This window comes from Klebsiella sp. JN_Kp121 (assembly GCF_040062145.1).
Classification (GTDB): domain Bacteria; phylum Pseudomonadota; class Gammaproteobacteria; order Enterobacterales; family Enterobacteriaceae; genus Klebsiella; species Klebsiella aerogenes.
Genome location: NZ_JBEAHX010000008.1, coordinates 274,076 through 293,607 on the forward strand (window position 1 = coordinate 274,076; position 19,532 = coordinate 293,607).

Below are 19,532 nucleotides of genomic sequence, written 5' to 3' on the forward strand. Positions count from 1 at the left end.
TAAAGATGTCTGAACCACGTTTCGTACACCTGCGGGTGCACAGCGACTATTCCATGATCGATGGGCTGGCGAAAACCGGGCCGCTGGTGAAAAAGGCGGCCGCTTTGGGCATGCCTGCGCTGGCGATCACCGATTTCACCAACCTCTGCGGTCTGGTTAAGTTCTACGGAACGGGCCATGGCGCCGGGATTAAACCCATTGTCGGCGCTGACTTCCATGTTCAGTGCGATCTGCTTGGCGATGAATTCACCGAGCTGACGGTTTTAGCGGCCAACAATACCGGCTATCAGAACCTGACTCTGCTCATTTCTCGTGCCTATCAGCGCGGCTATGGCGCGCTGGGGCCATGGATCGATCGCGACTGGCTGGTTGAGCATCAGGAAGGGCTGATTCTGCTGTCCGGCGGGCGTAAAGGCGACATTGGCGTCAGCTTGATCCGCGGAAATATGCCGCTGGTAGAGCAGTGTCTCGCCTTCTATCAACAACATTTTCCGGATCGCTACTATCTGGAGCTGATCCGTACCGGTCGTCAGGACGAAGAAAGCTATCTTCATGCCGCGGTTCAACTGGCGGAAGAGCATGGTTTGCCGGTAGTGGCGACCAACGATGTGCGCTTCCTGGAAACCGGCGACTTCGACGCTCATGAAATCCGCGTCGCCATTCACGATGGCTTCACCCTCGACGATCCGAAGCGTCCGCGTAACTACTCGCCGCAGCAATATATGCGCAGCGAGGAGGAGATGTGCGAGCTATTTGCTGACATCCCGGAAGCGCTGGAAAACACCGTTGAGATCGCCAAACGCTGCAACGTCACCGTGCGCCTTGGCGAATACTTCCTGCCGCAGTTCCCGACCGGCGACATGACTACCGAAGATTTTCTGGTGATGAAGTCGAAAGAGGGGCTGGAAGAGCGTCTCGAATTCCTGTTCCCGGATCCCGAAGAGCGCGCTAAGCGTCGCCCGGAATATGACCAACGTCTGGATGTGGAACTGCAGGTTATCAACCAGATGGGGTTCCCTGGCTACTTCCTGATCGTCATGGAATTTATCCAGTGGTCCAAGGATAACGGCGTGCCGGTAGGGCCGGGGCGAGGTTCCGGCGCCGGCTCGCTGGTAGCCTATGCGTTGAAAATCACCGACCTTGACCCGCTGGAGTTCGACCTGCTGTTCGAACGTTTCCTCAACCCGGAACGTGTTTCGATGCCCGACTTCGACGTCGATTTCTGCATGGAGAAACGCGACCAGGTGATTGAGCACGTGGCGGATATGTATGGCCGCGACGCGGTATCGCAGATCATCACCTTCGGTACCATGGCGGCGAAGGCGGTTATTCGCGACGTGGGCCGCGTGCTGGGCCACCCTTACGGCTTTGTTGACCGAATCTCTAAGCTGGTGCCGCCGGATCCTGGCATGACGCTGGCGAAAGCCTTTGAAGCGGAACCACAGCTGCCGGAAATCTACGAAGCGGACGAAGAAGTTAAAGCGCTGATCGATATGGCGCGTAAGCTTGAAGGCGTAACGCGTAACGCCGGTAAGCACGCGGGCGGCGTGGTTATCGCGCCGACCAAAATCACCGATTTCGCGCCGCTGTACTGCGATGAGCAGGGGCTGCACCCGGTTACCCAGTTTGATAAGAACGACGTTGAATATGCCGGGCTGGTAAAATTCGACTTCCTCGGCCTGCGTACGCTGACCATCATCAACTGGGCGCTGGAGATGATCAACAAGCGCCGGGCGAAGAACGGCGAAGGGCCGCTGGATATCGCCGCGATACCGCTGGATGACAAGAAAAGCTTCGACATGCTGCAGCGCTCGGAAACCACCGCGGTATTCCAGCTTGAATCGCGCGGCATGAAAGATCTGATTAAGCGCCTGCAGCCTGACTGCTTCGAAGACATGATCGCACTGGTGGCCCTGTTCCGTCCGGGCCCGCTGCAGTCGGGGATGGTAGATAACTTTATCGACCGTAAGCACGGCCGTGAAGAGATTTCCTACCCGGACGTGCAGTGGCAGCATGAATGTCTGAAACCTGTACTGGAGCCGACTTACGGCATCATTCTGTACCAGGAACAGGTCATGCAGATAGCCCAGGAGCTCTCTGGTTATACCCTCGGCGGCGCGGATATGCTGCGTCGTGCGATGGGTAAGAAAAAGCCGGAAGAGATGGCCAAGCAGCGTTCTGTCTTCGAAGAAGGTGCGAAGAAAAATGGCGTTGACGGCGAACTGGCGATGAAAATCTTTGACCTGGTGGAGAAATTCGCCGGTTATGGATTTAACAAATCCCACTCCGCCGCCTATGCGCTGGTCTCCTACCAGACGCTGTGGCTGAAAGCCCACTATCCGGCCGAGTTTATGGCGGCGGTGATGACTGCCGATATGGACAACACCGAGAAGGTGGTGGGCCTGGTCGATGAGTGCTGGCGCATGGGGCTGAAAATCCTGCCGCCGGACATTAACTCCGGCCTGTATCATTTCCACGTCAACGATGATGGGGAAATCGTGTATGGTATCGGCGCCATTAAAGGCGTCGGCGAAGGCCCGATTGAAGCCATCATTGAAGCGCGTAACAATGGCGGTTACTTCCGCGAGCTGTTTGACCTGTGCGCCCGTACCGATATTAAAAAACTCAATCGCCGGGTGTTGGAAAAACTGATTATGTCCGGGGCGTTCGACCGCCTCGGCCCGCATCGTGCGGCGCTGATGAACTCGCTGAACGATGCGCTGAAAGCCGCCGATCAGCACGCCAAAGCCGAAGCCATCGGTCAGGCGGATATGTTCGGCGTGCTGGCGGAAGAGCCGGAACAAATCGAGCAATCCTACGCCAGCTGCCAGCCGTGGCCAGAGCAGGTGGTGCTGGATGGTGAAAGGGAAACGCTGGGGCTATATCTGACCGGCCACCCGATTAACCAATATCTAAAAGAGATCGAACGCTACGTTGGCGGCGTGAGACTCAAAGACATGCACCCAACCGATCGTGGTAAAGTGACCACGGCGGCGGGGCTGGTTATTGCTGCGCGGGTAATGGTCACCAAGCGCGGCAATCGTATCGGCATCTGTACGCTGGATGACCGTTCCGGGCGTCTGGAGGTGATGTTATTCACCGACGCGCTGGATAAATACCAGCAGTTGCTGGAAAAAGACCGCATACTTATCGTCAGCGGACAGGTCAGCTTTGATGACTTCAGCGGGGGCCTTAAAATGACCGCCCGTGAAGTCATGGATATTGACGAAGCCCGGGAAAAATATGCTCGCGGGCTTGCTATCTCGCTGACGGACAGGCAAATTGATGACCAGCTTTTAAACCGACTCCGTCAGTCTCTGGAACCCCACCGTTCGGGAACCATTCCAGTACACCTCTATTATCAGAGGGCGGATGCGCGCGCGCGGTTGCGTTTTGGCGCAACATGGCGCGTCTCTCCGAGCGATCGTTTACTCAACGATCTGCGTGGCCTTATCGGCTCGGAGCAGGTGGAACTGGAGTTTGACTAATACAGGAATACTATGAGTCTGAATTTCCTAGATTTTGAACAGCCTATCGCAGAGCTGGAAGCGAAAATCGATTCCCTGACTGCTGTAAGCCGTCAGGATGAGAAACTGGATATTAACATCGATGAAGAAGTGCATCGTCTGCGCGAAAAAAGCGTAGAGCTGACGCGCAAAATCTTCGCCGATCTTGGCGCATGGCAGGTAGCCCAGCTGGCGCGTCATCCACGTCGTCCCTATACCCTGGATTATGTCCGCCTGGCTTTCGACGAATTTGACGAGCTGGCAGGCGATCGCGCTTATGCTGACGATAAAGCTATCGTCGGCGGTATTGCGCGTCTTGATGGTCGCCCGGTGATGATCATCGGTCATCAGAAAGGCCGTGAAACCAAAGAGAAGATCCGTCGTAACTTTGGTATGCCGGCGCCGGAAGGCTACCGCAAAGCGCTGCGCCTGATGGAAATGGCTGAGCGTTTCAAAATGCCGATCATTACCTTCATCGACACCCCTGGCGCCTATCCGGGCGTTGGCGCGGAAGAGCGCGGCCAGTCGGAAGCGATTGCCCGCAACCTGCGTGAAATGTCGCGTCTGAGCGTGCCGGTTATCTGCACCGTGATTGGCGAAGGCGGCTCCGGCGGCGCGCTGGCGATCGGCGTAGGTGATAAAGTCAACATGCTGCAGTACAGCACCTATTCAGTTATCTCGCCGGAAGGCTGTGCGTCCATTCTGTGGAAAAGCGCGGATAAAGCGCCGCTGGCCGCGGAAGCGATGGGTATCATCGCGCCACGCCTCAAAGAGCTGAAGCTGATTGATTCCATCGTTCCAGAACCGCTGGGCGGCGCTCATCGTAACCCGGAAGCGATGGCGGCGAGCCTGAAGGCACAGCTGTTGGCCGACCTGGCTGACCTGGATACTCTCAGCGAAGAAGAGCTGCGTAATCGCCGCTATCAGCGTCTGATGAGCTACGGCTACGCCTGATTTATCAGCGCATCACAATTCTCTAAGGGGCCGGATTTCCGGCCCTTTTTTTATCATTTTTTCACTGAGGTAAGATGATACGTCAATGAGGTGATGTGATTAGCCGATGATGTCTTTTTCCCGTGACACTGCGCTCACTGCCGGGGACAACGCCTGGGCAGACCGTTCATAAGGGAAAGGAGAATAATATTATGGCAATTCATAAAACCGTCGCCTTAAGCGCCGTGGCGGCAGGGATCATGTTAAGTCTGGGGGCCGCACAGGCGGCGCCGCTGCTCAGCGCCACTGAAACAACCACCATGACCGCCAGCGAACTGGCGGCAAAAGAAAAAGCGCTAACCGACTTTCCGCTGATGGAAGCGGTTAAATCCTCTATTCGCACCCTCGATAATGCCGTGGTGGAGCAGATTGAACCCGGCAGGGCGGCGAATCCGGAGAACGTTAAGCGCGTTGAAGGCATGCTTAGCGAGCAGGATTGGGATTATCTGTTCCCGATGCGCGCGCCGGAATATACCTACAGCAATTTCCTGAAGGCGATCGGTAAATTCCCGGCGGTATGCGGTACCTATACCGATGGTCGCGATAGCGATGCTATCTGCCGTAAATCGCTGGCGACGATGTTTGCCCACTTTGCTCAGGAAACCGGCGGCCACGAAAGCTGGCGCGATATTCCGGAATGGCGCCAGGCGCTGGTCTATCTGCGCGAAGTCGGCTGGACCGAAGGTCAAAAGGGCGGTTATAACGGCGAATGTAACCCGGATGTCTGGCAGGGGCAGACCTGGCCTTGCGGTAAAGATGCTGATGGCGATTTCCTCAGCTATTTTGGCCGCGGCGCTAAACAGCTCTCCTATAACTACAACTACGGCCCGTTCTCAGAGGCGATGTATGGCGACGTTCGCCCGCTGTTGGATAAACCACAGTTGGTGGCCGATTTATGGATGAACCTCGCCAGCGCCGTGTTCTTCTTTGTCTATCCGCAGCCGCCAAAACCTTCCATGCTGCACGTTATCGACGGTACCTGGCAGCCCAACGATCGCGATAAGAGCAATGGCCTGGTGCCAGGGTTTGGCGTGAGCATCCAGATCATCAACGGCGGCGTCGAGTGCGGCGGCGCAACGGAAAACGCCCAATCGCTTAACCGTATTGCCTATTACAAAGAGTTCGCCAACTACCTCAAAGTACCTATTGCCGATGATGAAGTGCTGGGCTGTAAGAACATGAAGCAGTTTGATGAAGGCGGCGCCGGCGCGCTGCCAATCTACTGGGAACAGGATTGGGGATGGGATCCGAACACCGCGGACGGTAAAACCAATGCCTGCCAGCTGGTGAGCTATCAGACGCCGTACAGCGCGTTTAAAGAGGGGGATTACAGCAAATGCGTGCAGCACTACTTCAACGTAACCGTGGTTGATGATGCGGGTAGTGATGGCGCGTCTGATAAGACGGATGATGTTACGCCTGCTCCACAGGTAAACGTCGCGCCGGTGGCGCGTATTGCCGGCCCGGTCGGCGCAGTCGAAGCCGGTAGCCTGGTGTCGCTGAGCGCGGAAGCCTCTACCGATGCCAACGGCGATAAGCTGAGCTATAGCTGGATGTCGCAGGATGGCCAGACGTTGAGCGGCGCGGATAAAGCGGTGATCAATTTTAGCGCACCAGAGAGCGACAAAGATGCCCAGTATGTCGTTAGCCTGACCGTTAGCGATGGCAGTTTATCCAGCACGGCCACCTATACTCTGAATGTGAAGGCGAAGGCGGCGGCGGATGACGCGAAGGATGAGCCGGCAGGCGATAGCGGCGTTATCAACTATCCAGCGTGGAGCGCCAGCCAGAGCTGGAAACCAGGTGACATCGTCAATAACCACGGCGCGCTTTTCCAGTGTAAACCGCTGCCGGAAGGGGCATGGTGCAACGTGGCGCCAACCTACTACGAACCTGGCGCAGGTCTGGCCTGGGGTGATGCGTGGAAAGCGCTGTAATCATCGCTTTGCTATGACTCAGGACTAAGATAAATCCGCCAGTGCTAAGCACTGGCGCGATTGATATTATGCTTACCTTAGGTAAATCCAGGAGGAAAGCGTGAATATCATCGCCATCATGGGGCCCCACGGCGTCTACCATAAAGACGAACCGATCAAAGAGCTGGAAGCCGCTCTGCAGAAGCAAGGATTCCAGACTATCTGGCCGCAAAACAGCGCCGACCTGCTGCAGTTTATCGAGCACAACCCGCGTATCTGCGGCGTGATCTTCGACTGGGACGAGTACAGCGTTGATTTATGCAGCGATATCAATCGCCTGAACGAATATCTCCCGCTGTATGCTTTTATCAATACGCACTCGACGATGGACGTCAGTAGCCAGGACCTGCGGATGGCGTTGTGGTTCTTCGAATATGCGCTGGGTCTGGCGGAAGATATCGCTACCCGTATTCGCCAGTATACCAATGAGTATCTGGACAACATCACGCCGCCATTTACCAAAGCGTTGTTTAATTATGTGCAGGAGGGGAAATATACCTTTTGTACACCCGGACACATGGCGGGAACCGCCTATCAGAAAAGCCCGGTCGGCTGCCTGTTTTATGATTTCTTCGGCGGTAATACGCTGAAAGCCGATGTTTCTATCTCTGTTACCGAACTGGGGTCGCTGCTGGACCATACCGGCCCGCATCTGGAAGCGGAAGAGTATATCGCTCGCGCCTTTGGCGCCGAGCAGAGCTACATGGTGACCAACGGTACCTCGACTTCAAATAAAATTGTCGGCATGTATACGGCGCCTGCCGGCAGTACGCTGCTTATCGATCGTAACTGTCATAAATCGCTGGCGCATCTGCTGATGATGAGCGATATCGTGCCGCTATGGCTAAAACCGACGCGTAACGCGCTGGGGATCCTCGGCGGCATTCCGAAACGGGAATTTACCCGCGACAGCGTCCAGCGCAAAGTAGAGACAACTCGCGGCGCGCAGTGGCCGGTGCATGCGGTGATCACCAACTCCACCTATGACGGGCTGTTGTATAACACCACCTGGATTAAACAGACCCTTGACGTGCCGTCGATCCACTTCGATTCCGCCTGGGTGCCTTATACCCACTTTCACCCGATTTATCAGGGGAAAAGCGGCATGAGCGGCGATCGCGTACCGGGGAAAGTGATCTTCGAAACCCAGTCGACGCATAAAATGCTGGCGGCGTTGTCGCAGGCTTCGTTGATCCATATTAAAGGCAGCTACGATGAAGATACCTTCAATGAAGCCTTTATGATGCATACCTCTACCTCACCGAGCTATCCGATCGTCGCCTCGATAGAAACCGCAGCGGCGATGCTGCGCGGCAACTCCGGAAAACGCCTGATTCAGCGCTCTATCGAACGCGCGCTACATTTCCGTAAGGAGGTGCAGCGCTTGCGTGAGGAGGCCGACGGCTGGTTCTTTGATATCTGGCAACCGGAGGAGGTCGACGAAGCGCAATGCTGGCCAGTTTCCCCAGGAGAAGCGTGGCACGGATTCCAGGATGCCGATGCCGACCATATGTTCCTCGACCCGGTCAAAGTCACCATTCTCACGCCGGGTATGGATGAACAGGGCAATATGGCGGAGGAGGGGATCCCGGCGGCGCTGGTGGCCAAATTCCTCGATGAGCGCGGCGTGGTGGTGGAGAAAACCGGACCGTACAATCTGCTGTTCTTGTTCAGTATCGGTATCGATAAAACCCGGGCGATGGGCCTGCTGCGCGGTCTGACCGAGTTTAAACGCGCCTACGATCTCAACCTGAGGGTGAAAAATATGTTGCCGGATCTCTATGCTGAGGATCCTGACTTCTACCGCAATATGCGCATCCAGGATTTGGCGCAGGGGATCCACCGCCTGATCCGTCAGCATCAGCTCTCACAGCTGATGCTGCGGGCGTTCGACGTGCTGCCGGAGATGAAAATGACCCCGCATCAGGCCTGGCAGCGGCAGATTAAGGGCGAAGTCGAAACCATCGAACTGGAGAATCTGGTGGGGCGTATTTCGGCAAACATGATCCTGCCGTATCCGCCTGGCGTGCCGCTGCTGATGCCGGGGGAGATGATCACCGAAGAGAGCCGCGCGGTGCTCGACTTCCTGTTGATGCTCTGTTCGATCGGTCGCCACTACCCAGGTTTTGAAACCGACATCCACGGGGCCAAACGCGATGAAGACGGCGTCTACCGTGTACGAGTCTTAAAAAATAATTAGGGGCTTGCGCGGCGGCGGGCGGCGCGAGTAACGTGTTGGGCTTCAACAGGAGGAGAACAACCATGCTGGGTTTAAAACGAGTTCACCATATTGCCATCATCGCGACAGACTACGCGAAGAGCAAAGCGTTCTATTGCGACATCCTCGGGTTTACGCTGCAGAGCGAGTTCTACCGCGCCGAGCGTGATTCATGGAAGGGCGACCTGGCGCTGAACGGCGAGTACGTTATCGAGCTGTTTTCGTTCCCGTTCCCTCCTGCGCGCCCAAGCCGTCCGGAAGCCTGTGGTCTGCGCCACCTGGCGTTTAGCGTCGACGATATTGATGCCGCGGTTGCGCATTTGCAGGCGCATGGCGTCGCCTGTGAAGCTATCCGCATCGATCCGTTTACCGATAAGCGTTTCACCTTCTTCAACGATCCCGACGGCCTGCCGCTGGAGATTTACCAACAGTAATACTTGCCAGAACCAGCCCTGGCGCGTAACGTGCCGGGCTATCTCTTCTTAGCTGCGTAAGCACGATCATGACGCCGGATATTGCCTCATCGCTTCGACCACATCGTCAGTTTCTGCTGGCCTTCAGCGGCGGCCTGGACTCAACCGTCCTGCTGCACCGGCTGGTACGCTGGCGCCAGCGCGAGCCAGCGATTCAGCTGCGCGCGATTCACATTCACCACGGCCTGAGCGCCAACGCTGACCATTGGGTTGAGCATTGCGAACAGATTTGCCAGCAATGGCAGGTACCGTTACAGGTGGTGCGCGTGACGCTGGCGGATGAGGGATTGGGGATCGAAGCGCATGCTCGCCAGGCGCGCTATCAGGCTTTCCGTGAGGCGCTGCTGCCAGGCGAGGCGTTATTGACGGCACAACATCTCGACGACCAATGCGAGACCTTCCTGCTGGCGCTTAAGCGCGGTAGCGGCCCGACCGGCTTGTCGGCGATGGCCGCCAGTAGCGAGTTCGCTGGCGGAAAATTGCTACGTCCGCTGCTCAATGAGAGCCGTGAATCCCTGCATCAATGGGCGCTGACTCATCAACTGCGGTGGATTGAAGACGAAAGTAATCAGGACGATGCCTACGATCGCAACTTTCTGCGCCTGCGAGTACTGCCGCTGCTGAGCGAGCGCTGGCCGCATTTTGCCGATGCTGTCGCCCGCAGTGCCAGCTTATGTGGCGAACAGGAACAGTTGCTTGATGAAATGCTGTCGGCGGAGCTTGCCGCGCTGGTTGATGAGCGTGGTTCGCTGGCGATAGAACCGCTGAGCGCGATGAGCGCGCCGCGTCGTGCGGCGCTGTTGCGCCGCTGGCTGGCATCCCAACAGGCGCCGATGCCGTCGCGCGAAATGCCGGAGCGCATCTGGCAGGAAGTGGCGCTGGCGCGTGAAGACGCCGCGCCTTGTCTGCGGTTAGGCGGTTTTGCCGTCCGGCGCTACCAGCAGCGCCTGTTTTGGGTAAAGCATCTGGCAAGCCTGACGGAACGGGAAATACCATGGGGTGATGCGACTAAAGCGCTGACACTACCGGAAACGCTGGGAGAACTGGCGTTGCAGCCCGGTGGGCCGCTACGCGCGCCACGCGCGGATGAACCGGTAACGATACGTTTTCGCGCCAGCGGTAATCTGCACATCGTCGGGCGTCCGGGCGGGCGTAAGCTTAAGAAAATCTGGCAGGAAATGGCGGTCGCGCCCTGGCGTCGCGATACCACGCCACTATTGTTTTATGGCGAAACGTTGATCGCGGCGGCCGATGGGCTGTTTGTCACCAGAGAGGGGCAAGTACAGGAAGGCGAGGGGTTACAGCTGGTATGGCGGAAAACGGGCGGCTAAGCCGCCCGATGGGCTTCAGGATTCGCTGACCACCACGGTGCCGATTTCAGGATGGCTGAAACTGGCGATTTTATCCAGACGTAGCTCACGGACGTTACCGCCAAGTTCTACCACCAGATACTCGACATTTTTACGCGAGATAAGATCGTTTGCTTTGGCCTGCAGCTGTTCACCATCTTTCAGGGCCAGCGCCAGCACCAGGTGATGCTGGCAGGCAAGCTCGAGGTTGTCATAATCATCGCAGTTAATGGGTTGATAAGTATCATTCATTGACATAATCGCTCACCAATAAGTTTGCTGCCGCATAAGCGGCCTTTTCCCTGACTGACTCCGAAAGGGCCTGATCCGCCGCAACCTCATTTAATACTTTCAACACGCAGCCCAGCGCATCCGGGATATACCCTAAGTCTCCGCTGGCTATTTCCGCATACCGCTTGCGTATTAACTCACAATATTGATCCACATGCCCTCCTGTCAGCGTTCTGACTTAACCGTGGGATGCAAGTTTAAGCCTACGAAGATAAACTCTGTTTAGCAAGGTGACTATACCATAGTCATCTAAGCAATATCAGCAGGATGAAAGGAGGACCCGCGATTGACGACAGCCTTTTGTCGCTAGTTTCGCTACAATGTATGCCATTTTTTTCAGGAGTTTATTCATGGCGCTGAAAGCGACGATTTATAAAGCTGTGGTTAACGTTGCCGATTTGGATCGCAACCAGTTTCTGGATGCTAACCTGACGCTGGCGCAACATCCTTCCGAAACCCAGGAGCGTATGATGCTGCGCCTGCTGGCGTGGATAAAATATGCCAACGAGCGCCTGCAGTTCACCCGCGGGTTGTCCTCGGATGATGAACCGGAGCTATGGCAGTTAAACGACCATTTGGGCATCGATCTGTGGATTGAGCTGGGGCTGCCGGACGAGAAGCGCCTCAAGAAAGCCTGCTCGCGGGCGCAGGAGGTGGCGCTATTCGCCTATAATAGCCGGGCGGCTGAAATCTGGTGGCAGCAGAATCAGAATAAGCTTGCGGCGTATCCGAAGCTGACCATCTGGTATCTTGATGATGCGCAACTGGCGCAGCTGAGCGCTTTTGCCGATCGCACCATGACGCTGCAGGCAACCCTGCAGGACGGCGGCATCTGGTTATCTGACGATCGGAATAATCTGGAAATTCATTTAACGGCCTGGCAGCAGCCGGCATGATCATGATTAGCCGCAGCGTTTCCATCCCGGATGAGGAGATTTCGCTTACCGGGGTCCGCGCACAGGGGGCGGGCGGTCAGCACGTGAATAAGGCTTCGACGGCGATTCACTTACGTTTTGATATTAAAGCATCGAGCCTGCCGGAGTTTTATAAAGAGCGCCTGCTTGCCGCCAGTCACCACTTAATTTCTGCTGACGGTGTGGTTATCATTAAGGCTCAGGAATATCGCAGCCAGGAGATGAACCGCGAAGCGGCGATCTCGCGGCTGGTTGCGTTAATAAAAGAATTAACCGCAGTGCAAAAAAGCCGCCGGGAGACGCGACCGACTCGGGCGTCAAAAGAGCGACGACTTGCCTCCAAGGCACAAAAGTCCTCAGTCAAAGCGCTGCGTGGGAAAGTTCGCCATTGAGCGGCATGGCGGACGGGTGGAATGGATTATAAGGAATTCACAGTGAAGAAAATTGTATTTTCGCTCGCAGCGGCCTGTTCGCTCTTTGCGCTGTTTGGCTGTAACCATCGCGCTGAGGTGGAGACGGTACAGCCGACGGCAATGGAAGAGCTGAAGCCGATGCAGCAAAGCTGGCGCGGTATTTTGCCTTGCGCGGATTGCGAAGGGATTGAGACTTCGTTATTTCTTGAGAAAGATGGCACCTGGGTAATGAACGAACGTTATCAGGGCGTTAGCCGCGAGCCGTCATCTTTCGCTTCGTATGGCACCTGGGCGCGTACCGCTGATAAGCTAGTGCTGACCAACAGTAAAGGCGAGAAATCTTACTATCGGGCGAAAGGCGATAAGCTTGAGATGCTCGATCGCGACGGCAACCCGATTAACTCTGCGCTTAACTATACGCTGGAGTCGGTGAAGGCCAGCCTGCCGACAACGCCGATGGCGATGCGCGGGATGTATTTCTATATGGCGGATGCGGCAACCTTTACCGATTGCGTCACTGGTAAAACGGTGGCGGTTGCCAATAACGCCCAGCTTGAACGTGATTACGCGGCAGCGCGCGGGACCGATACTCGTCCGGTATTGCTGGTGGTTGAAGGGCACTTTACCCTCGAAGCGAATCCCGATACCGGCGAGATGATGAAAACGCTAATGACGGATAAAGACAGCAAATTTATTCCGGGTAAAGACTGCGGTAATTAATTCTTGCAGTTGCTATAAAAAAGGCCTCGCTATTGCGAGGCCTTTTAGCTTTTAAGGGGAAATTAACCCTTAATTTGCTGCACCAGGTAGTTCACGATATTCCCGGTCTTAATCAGCTGCTTCTCGCCGTTGCGACGATGTTTGTATTCGATATCATCGTTATCGAGGTTACGGTCGCCCAGCACGATGGTGTGCGGGATGCCGATCAGCTCCATATCGGCGAACATCACGCCAGGACGCTCTTTACGGTCGTCCATCAGCACGTCGATGCCATGTGCGCGCAGCTCGGCGTAGAGCTTCTCTGCCAGCTCCTGCACGCGATAGGACTTGTGCATGTTCATCGGCAAAATAGCGACCTGGAACGGCGCGATGGCGTCCGGCCAGATAATGCCGCGATCGTCAAAGTTCTGCTCAATAGCGGCGGCCACCACGCGGGTCACCCCAATACCGTAGCAGCCCATGGTCAGGACCTGGTTGCGGCCGTCTTCACCCTGTACCGCGGCATTCATCGCCTGCGAGTACTTGGTGCCTAACTGGAAGATGTGTCCCACTTCGATACCACGCTTGATAAGCAGAGTACCTTTACCATCCGGGCTCGGATCGCCGGCAACGACATTACGAATATCAGCAACTTCCGGAGTCGCGACATCGCGATCCCAGTTAATGCCGAAATAGTGTTTGCCATCAATGTTGGCGCCGGCGGCGAAATCGCTCATGGCCGCGACGGTACGGTCGATAACCACCGGAATCGGCATGTTTACCGGACCGAGAGAACCCGGGCCGGCGTTAACGATAGCGCGGATCTCTTCTTCGCTGGCGAAGGTCAGCGGGCTGGCGACCTGCGGCAGTTTTTCCGCTTTTACTTCGTTGAGTTCGTGATCGCCGCGTACCAGCAGGGCGACCAGCGGGTAGCTGCTATCTTCTACCGCTTTCACCAGCAGGGTCTTAACGGTTTTTTCGATTGGCAGATTGAACTGCTCAACCAGCTCGGCGATGGTTTTCGCGTTCGGCGTGTCTACCAGCGTCATTTCTTGCGTCGCGGCTGCGCGCGGCTCTTTCGGCGCGACGGCTTCGGCAAACTCAATGTTCGCCGCGTAGTCGGAGCTGTCAGAGAAGATCACGTCATCTTCGCCGCTCTGCGCCAGTACCTGGAACTCATGGGAAGCGCTACCGCCGATCGAACCGGTGTCAGCCTGTACCGCGCGGAAATCCAGCCCCATACGGCTGAAGATTTTGCTGTAAGCGGTATACATCGCATCGTAGGTTTCCTGCAGCGATTCCTGAGAGGTATGGAAAGAGTAAGCATCTTTCATCAGGAACTCACGGGAGCGCATCACGCCAAAACGCGGGCGAACTTCATCGCGGAACTTGGTCTGAATCTGATAAAAGTTCAGCGGCAGCTGTTTGTACGAGTTCAGCTCATTGCGAATCAGGTCAGTAATGACCTCTTCGTGAGTCGGCCCGAGGACGAATGGGCGATCGCCACGATCGGCAATGCGCAGCAACTCAGGGCCATATTGCTCCCAGCGACCGCTCTCCTGCCACAGTTCAGAAGGCTGAACTACCGGCATTAACACCTCGATAGCACCGGCGTTGTTCATCTCTTCACGCACGATGTTCTCGACTTTTTTCAGAACGCGCACGCCGGTCGGCAGCCAGGTGTACAACCCTGAGGCCAGCTTGCGGATCATCCCGGCGCGCAGCATCAGCTGATGGCTGATGACTTCGGCGTCGGCAGGTGTCTCCTTCAGAGTGGAGAGCAGATATTGGCTAGTACGCATGTTGTTACGGTTCCATTTGGACGATCGGAACAGGCTGGAGAGCCAGCCTGAAACAAAAAAGTGGTTTAGTTTACCAGTGTGGCAAAGATGCCAAAAGAGAGGAAAATAAAATTAGCGCGGTTCGAGAGAAAAGACTTCAAAACCGGAGGGGATTACCCGCCAGCGCACGTTGAAATCGAGCAACCAGACGGCGTAGGTTTTCCCTGCTTCTTCCTCTTTGCGATAAGCCGGACGCGGATCCTGCGCCAGTACTTCATGGATAAACGCTTTGATATGCGGGTAGCGTTTTTCCAGCGTCAGTAACTGTGCTTCTATTTCTGGCGTAAAGCTGACATTCATGCCTGCCTGCGGCGCCTGTTGCGCATAGCTGGCGCTGGCATCAGGCAGGGCTTCGGCAAAGGGAAGATAAGGTTTGATATCAACCACCGGCGTGCCGTCAACGAGATCGAGGCTGCCAAGTTCCAGTATTACCTGATCCTTCTGGCAGCGAACGCCTTTCAGTTCAACCAGCGACATGCCGATAGGGTTGGGGCGAAATGTCGAGCGGGTCGCGAAGACGCCCATGCGCGCGTTGCCGCCAAGGCGGGGAGGGCGCACGGTCGGGCGCCAGCCGCCAGCCATGGTCTGATGAAAGACGAACAGCACCCACAGATGGCTGAAGTTTTCCAGTCCACGCACGGCGTCAGCCTGGTTATAGGGCGCGAGCAGATGAAGTTCTCCGCCGCCGTGTTCAACCAGACCAGGCTGGCGAGGAACGGCAAACTTCTCTTTATACGGCGAGCGGATGACGCCTATTTGCGCGAACTGAAATGCACTCATTGCGCCGAGACGTTAAGCGCTGAACCCAGGCAAACGGCCTGACGGTAGCAGCCTGGCGTACCGCTGGTCACTTCGCAGCTGTGCAGCAGCACGGCGTTGGCCTTCATTTTGGCCGCGTTGATTTGCATGCGTTTACGGGCGGTCGGGATGTTCGGTGGGGAGTCCTGGTTTGAAGCCTGGCATGATTCGCCGCTCACTTCACCCAGATCGCGGAAGGGTTTCCCAACCAGCGCGGCGGCATCGGTATAGATTCTGACCGGCGCGGGACGTGAGACTTTTGGTTTAGCCGTTTCCGTCTGGACTGGCGTGGTTGCGGTGCTTTTAACAGGCTCAACGGGGGATCTGCTTAGCATAGAACAACCGCTTAACATGAGTGCTAACAAACAGACCGGTAAAGCACGCATAGTATTTCCTCAATGAATTATAAAACAGGGCGCTATTGAATCAGGTGCTTGCAAAAATGACAAGACGGGCATAAAGCCCGCCCTGAATGATATTACGCTGAAAGCAGATTACCAGCCTTTCACTGCGCCGCCGTTAAAGATTTTGTTAGCGGCTTCGTAAACTTCATCGCTTTGGTAAGCCTGAACAAATTTCTTAACATTTTCCGCGTCTTTATTATCTTCGCGGGCGACGATCAGGTTTACGTACGGCGAGTTTTTGTCTTCAACGAAGATACCGTCTTTCGCCGGCGTCAGGCCAATCTGGCTGGCGTAGGTGGTGTTGATGACTGCCAGAGCGATCTGCGCGTCGTCCAGAGAACGCGGCAGCTGCGGTGCTTCCAGCTCAACGATCTTCAGGTTTTTCGGGTTCTCAACCACATCCAGAGACGTCGGCAGCAGACCTACGCCTTCTTTCAGTTTAATCAGACCCACTTGCTGTAGCAGCAGCAGGGAACGGCCGAGGTTGGTCGGATCGTTCGGTACGGCAATCTGTGAGCCCGGCTGCAGTTCGTCCAGAGATTTGATTTTCTTCGAGTAGCCTGCAATCGGATAGACGAAGGTGTTGCCGACGGAAACCAGCTTATAACCACGGTCTTTAATCTGCTGGTCGAGATACGGTTTGTGCTGGAAGGCGTTAACGTCGATGTCGCCTTTGCTCAGCGCTTCGTTCGGCAACACGTAGTCGTTGAAGGTCACCAGCTCAACGTCAAGGCCATACTTCTCTTTTGCCACTTTCTGCGCGACTTCAGCAACCTGCTGTTCCGCACCGACGATCACGCCGACTTTAATATGGTTAGGATCTTTTTCATCCTGACCGCAACCCACCAGAGCCAGAGAACCGATTAATGCGCCAACTGCCGCAAAGGTTTTGAAATTAAAGGCCATGTTATTTCCTTCCTGTAAGAATTAGTGTTGTGTGTCAATAACGTTATTTGTGAGTCACAGCCCGGACGATACGATCGCCAGAGAATTGAATTAAATAAACCAGAATAACCAGCAATACCAGTACGGTGTTCATTACCGTCGCGTTATAGCCGATGTAGCCGTACTGATAGCCAATCTGACCCAGACCACCGGCACCGACCGCACCGCCCATTGCGGAATAACCCACCAGGGTGATGAGCGTAATGGTGGCGGCGTTCACCAGACCCGGCAGCGCTTCAGGGAGCAGGACTTTACGCACGATCTGCATCGGCGTTGCGCCCATCGCGCGTGAGGCTTCGATAAGCCCGGTCGGGATCTCCAACAGCGCGTTTTCCACCATACGTGCGATAAACGGCGCGGCGCCAACCGTTAATGGCACAATTGCTGCCTGCAGGCCGATAGAGGTACCGACGATCACGCGGGTAAATGGAATCATCCACACCAGCAGAATAATAAATGGAATCGAGCGGAAGATATTAACCAGCGCCGATAGCGTACGATACAGCCGGGCGCTGGCGGCAATCTGCCCCGGACGGGTAACGTACAGCAGTACGCCGACCGGCAGGCCGAGCACAAAGCCAAAGAAGCCGGAGACAAACGTCATAGCCAGCGTTTCCCACACGCCGCGAACCAGCAGCCAGATCATTGGTTCAGACATATCCCAGTACCTCTACTTTTACATGATGTTCCTGCAGCCAGGCGATCGCCGCCTGGGTATCTTCCTGTGTACCGTGCATTTCGGTCAGCATGATGCCGAACTTCACTCCGCCGGCGTAATCCATCTGCGCGCTAATAATGTTGTTATTCACATTAAAGCGGCGGGCGGTTTCCGACAGCAGCGGCGCATCGACGGAATGGCCGGTAAACTCCATACGCAGCATCGGCACGCTGTCAGGCAGCGGCGTGGGCTTCAGGCGCGCCTGATAGTCATCCGGAATATCCAGATGCAGGGTAGATTGAATGAACTGTTGGGCGAGCGGCGTCTTAGGATGGGAGAAGACTTCGCTCACGGTGTCCTGCTCGATCAGTTGACCATTGCTAATGACCGCCACACAGTCGCAGATACGTTTAACTACGTCCATTTCATGGGTGATCAACAGAATGGTCAGCCCCAGACGACGGTTAATGTCTTTCAGCAGTTCGAGGATCGAACGGGTCGTTGCCGGGTCCAGCGCGCTGGTGGCTTCATCGCACAGCAGCACCTTTGGATTGCTGGCCAGCGCGCGGGCAATCGCCACACGCTGTTTCTGGCCGCCGGAGAGGTTTGCCGGATAGCTGTCATGCTTATCGCCAAGACCAACCAGGTCAAGCAGTTCATTAACACGGCGTTTGATTTCCGCCGGCGGTGTGTTATCCAGCTCAAGCGGCAGCGCCACGTTGCCGAAAACGGTACGTGAAGCGAGCAGATTAAAGTGCTGGAAGATCATGCCAATCTGACGGCGCGCGCGAGTCAGTTCTTTTTCAGTCAGCGCGGTGAGTTCCTGGTTATCTACCTGCACGCTGCCTTCGGTTGGGCGTTCCAGCAGGTTAACGCAGCGAATCAGCGTACTTTTACCTGCGCCGGAAGCGCCGATCACGCCGTAAATTTGCCCGGCAGGGACATGCAGGCTGACATTGTTCAGCGCCTGTATGGTGCGGTTCCCCTGCTGGAACACTTTGGTAATATTCGAAAGTTTAATCATCAGTTATTTATTATCGTTTAGCCGTTTGCCGTGGCATTTTCTTCTGCCGTGTGCAGGCGATGCCTGTCAATGAAATGGATGTTAAGGCATCCAGACGTCTAAATCAATCTGACTCTTTATAATGAGCACTTTCTTGCATGCCGAAACATGCGATACTAACGGCATTAGCCTTTATCAGGAGCAAACCGGTGGCAAAGTCTGTACCCGCAATTTTTCTCGACCGTGACGGCACGATTAATATCGATCATGGTTACGTCCACGAAATCGACAGCTTTGAGTTTATCGACGGCGTCATTGATGCCATGCGTGAACTAAAGGCAATGGGATTTGCGTTAGTGCTGGTGACCAACCAGTCAGGTATCGCGCGCGGTAAATTCACGGAAGCGCAATTTGAGACCCTCACCGAATGGATGGATTGGTCGCTGGCAGACCGCGGCGTGGATCTCGACGGTATCTATTATTGTCCGCATCACCCGCAGGGGAGCGTTGAAGAGTTCCGCCAGACCTGCGATTGCCGTAAGCCGCATCCGGGGATGCTCATTTCCGCACGCGATTTCCTGCATATTGATATGGCCGCTTCTTATATGGTGGGTGATAAACTCGAAGACATGCAGGCGGCTGCAGCGGCGAATGTCGGAACGAAAGTGCTGGTGCGTACCGGTAAGGCGGTTACCGAAGAAGCGGAAAGCGCAGCGGATTGGGTGCTAAATAGCCTGGCGGACCTGCCTGCGGCTATTAAAAAGCAGCAAAAATAAGCGTTACGTATAAAAGATGAGCGGTTGAAATAAAAATGTATTTTTCCGCTTGTCATTCCCGGCGGGCTCCCTATAATGCGCCTCCATCGACACGGCGGATGTGAATCACTTCACACAAACAGCCGGTTCGGTTGAAGAGAAAAATTCTGAAATTCAGGGTTGACTCTGAAAGAGGAAAGCGTAATATACGCCACCTCGCGACAGAGCGCTAAAGCGCGTCGCAACTGCTCTTTAACAATTTATCAGACAATCTGTGTGGGCACTCAAAGTGACAT

Annotated in this window: 18 protein-coding genes; 10 read left to right on the top strand and 8 right to left on the bottom strand. The window is 55.5% G+C overall.

Annotation, left to right across the window (positions count from 1 at the left end):
• The first annotated feature begins 5 nt into the window (after positions 1–5).
• The 6 genes from dnaE to tilS all read left to right on the top strand — a co-directional run bounded on the left by dnaE (position 6) and on the right by tilS (position 10,497).
• On the top strand, positions 6–3,488 hold the full coding sequence (dnaE, locus tag ABLU86_RS14280) for a DNA polymerase III subunit alpha (protein WP_142689474.1): 3,483 nt from the start codon (positions 6–8) through the stop codon (positions 3,486–3,488).
• Positions 3,489–3,500: 12 nt separating this feature from the next.
• On the top strand, positions 3,501–4,460 hold the full coding sequence (accA, locus tag ABLU86_RS14285) for an acetyl-CoA carboxylase carboxyl transferase subunit alpha (protein ID WP_015368151.1): 960 nt from the start codon (positions 3,501–3,503) through the stop codon (positions 4,458–4,460).
• Positions 4,461–4,651: 191 nt separating this feature from the next.
• Positions 4,652–6,436, top strand: a complete 1,785-nt coding sequence (locus tag ABLU86_RS14290; protein WP_045359003.1) for a chitinase — start codon at positions 4,652–4,654, stop codon at positions 6,434–6,436.
• Positions 6,437–6,536: 100 nt separating this feature from the next.
• Positions 6,537–8,675 (top strand): lysine decarboxylase LdcC, encoded by a 2,139-nt coding sequence (locus tag ABLU86_RS14295; protein WP_142689475.1) that lies wholly within the window; start codon positions 6,537–6,539, stop codon positions 8,673–8,675.
• A 62-nt stretch (positions 8,676–8,737) separates the two neighbouring features.
• Positions 8,738–9,127 carry a VOC family protein gene (locus ABLU86_RS14300; protein ID WP_015704453.1) on the top strand — a complete coding sequence of 130 codons (390 nt, stop codon included), beginning with the start codon at positions 8,738–8,740 and terminating at the stop codon, positions 9,125–9,127.
• A gap of 68 nt (positions 9,128–9,195) precedes the next feature.
• The gene (gene tilS, locus ABLU86_RS14305) at positions 9,196–10,497 is read left to right on the top strand and encodes a tRNA lysidine(34) synthetase TilS (protein ID WP_142689476.1); all 1,302 of its coding nucleotides are present in this window, start codon (positions 9,196–9,198) and stop codon (positions 10,495–10,497) included.
• Between the two features lie 15 nt (positions 10,498–10,512).
• On the opposite strand, the gene rof is transcribed toward tilS, so the two are convergent.
• Both rof and ABLU86_RS14315 read right to left on the bottom strand, forming a co-directional pair.
• Positions 10,513–10,773, bottom strand: a complete 261-nt coding sequence (rof, locus tag ABLU86_RS14310; RefSeq protein ID WP_015368146.1) for a Rho-binding antiterminator — start codon at positions 10,771–10,773, stop codon at positions 10,513–10,515.
• Positions 10,760–10,960, bottom strand: a complete 201-nt coding sequence (locus tag ABLU86_RS14315) for a YaeP family protein (protein ID WP_015368145.1) — start codon at positions 10,958–10,960, stop codon at positions 10,760–10,762. The genes rof and ABLU86_RS14315 overlap by 14 nt, the downstream gene beginning before the upstream one ends.
• Before the next feature lie 196 nt (positions 10,961–11,156).
• Between ABLU86_RS14315 and ABLU86_RS14320 the strand changes: the two genes are divergently transcribed.
• Genes ABLU86_RS14320 through nlpE form a run of 3 tightly spaced genes read left to right on the top strand, consistent with a single transcriptional unit; the run spans position 11,157 to position 12,853 of the window.
• Positions 11,157–11,702 (top strand): YaeQ family protein, encoded by a 546-nt coding sequence (locus ABLU86_RS14320; RefSeq protein ID WP_015368144.1) that lies wholly within the window; start codon positions 11,157–11,159, stop codon positions 11,700–11,702.
• On the top strand, positions 11,699–12,112 hold the full coding sequence (gene arfB / locus ABLU86_RS14325; protein WP_015368143.1) for an alternative ribosome rescue aminoacyl-tRNA hydrolase ArfB: 414 nt from the start codon (positions 11,699–11,701) through the stop codon (positions 12,110–12,112). Before ABLU86_RS14320 ends, arfB begins: the two co-directional genes overlap by 4 nt.
• A gap of 42 nt (positions 12,113–12,154) precedes the next feature.
• Positions 12,155–12,853, top strand: coding sequence for an envelope stress response activation lipoprotein NlpE (nlpE, locus tag ABLU86_RS14330; protein WP_015704456.1), 699 nt, complete (start codon positions 12,155–12,157; stop codon positions 12,851–12,853).
• A 62-nt stretch (positions 12,854–12,915) separates the two neighbouring features.
• Here nlpE and proS read toward each other — a convergent pair whose 3' ends face one another.
• From proS to metN, 6 genes are all read right to left on the bottom strand, one after another.
• A complete protein-coding gene (proS, locus tag ABLU86_RS14335) occupies positions 12,916–14,634 on the bottom strand; it encodes a proline--tRNA ligase (RefSeq protein WP_126338388.1) in 1,719 nt (572 codons plus the stop codon).
• A gap of 111 nt (positions 14,635–14,745) precedes the next feature.
• The gene (gene tsaA, locus ABLU86_RS14340; RefSeq protein WP_142689477.1) at positions 14,746–15,453 is read right to left on the bottom strand and encodes a tRNA (N6-threonylcarbamoyladenosine(37)-N6)-methyltransferase TrmO; all 708 of its coding nucleotides are present in this window, start codon (positions 15,451–15,453) and stop codon (positions 14,746–14,748) included.
• Positions 15,450–15,857 carry an Rcs stress response system protein RcsF gene (gene rcsF, locus ABLU86_RS14345; RefSeq protein WP_015704458.1) on the bottom strand — a complete coding sequence of 136 codons (408 nt, stop codon included), beginning with the start codon at positions 15,855–15,857 and terminating at the stop codon, positions 15,450–15,452. Before rcsF ends, tsaA begins: the two co-directional genes overlap by 4 nt.
• A 108-nt stretch (positions 15,858–15,965) precedes the next feature.
• Positions 15,966–16,781 (bottom strand): methionine ABC transporter substrate-binding lipoprotein MetQ, encoded by an 816-nt coding sequence (gene metQ / locus ABLU86_RS14350; protein WP_015368138.1) that lies wholly within the window; start codon positions 16,779–16,781, stop codon positions 15,966–15,968.
• 43 nt (positions 16,782–16,824) lie between these two features.
• On the bottom strand, positions 16,825–17,478 hold the full coding sequence (locus ABLU86_RS14355; protein ID WP_015368137.1) for a methionine ABC transporter permease MetI: 654 nt from the start codon (positions 17,476–17,478) through the stop codon (positions 16,825–16,827).
• Positions 17,471–18,502: a methionine ABC transporter ATP-binding protein MetN gene (gene metN / locus ABLU86_RS14360; RefSeq protein ID WP_032709919.1), complete on the bottom strand. Its 1,032-nt coding sequence runs from the start codon at positions 18,500–18,502 to the stop codon at positions 17,471–17,473. Before metN ends, ABLU86_RS14355 begins: the two co-directional genes overlap by 8 nt.
• 188 nt (positions 18,503–18,690) lie before the next feature.
• Here metN and gmhB point away from each other — a divergent pair, with 188 nt between their 5' ends.
• Entirely contained in the window at positions 18,691–19,257 is a 567-nt protein-coding gene (gmhB, locus tag ABLU86_RS14365; protein ID WP_262853091.1) for a D-glycero-beta-D-manno-heptose 1,7-bisphosphate 7-phosphatase, read from the top strand.
• The last annotated feature ends 275 nt before the right edge of the window (positions 19,258–19,532 follow it).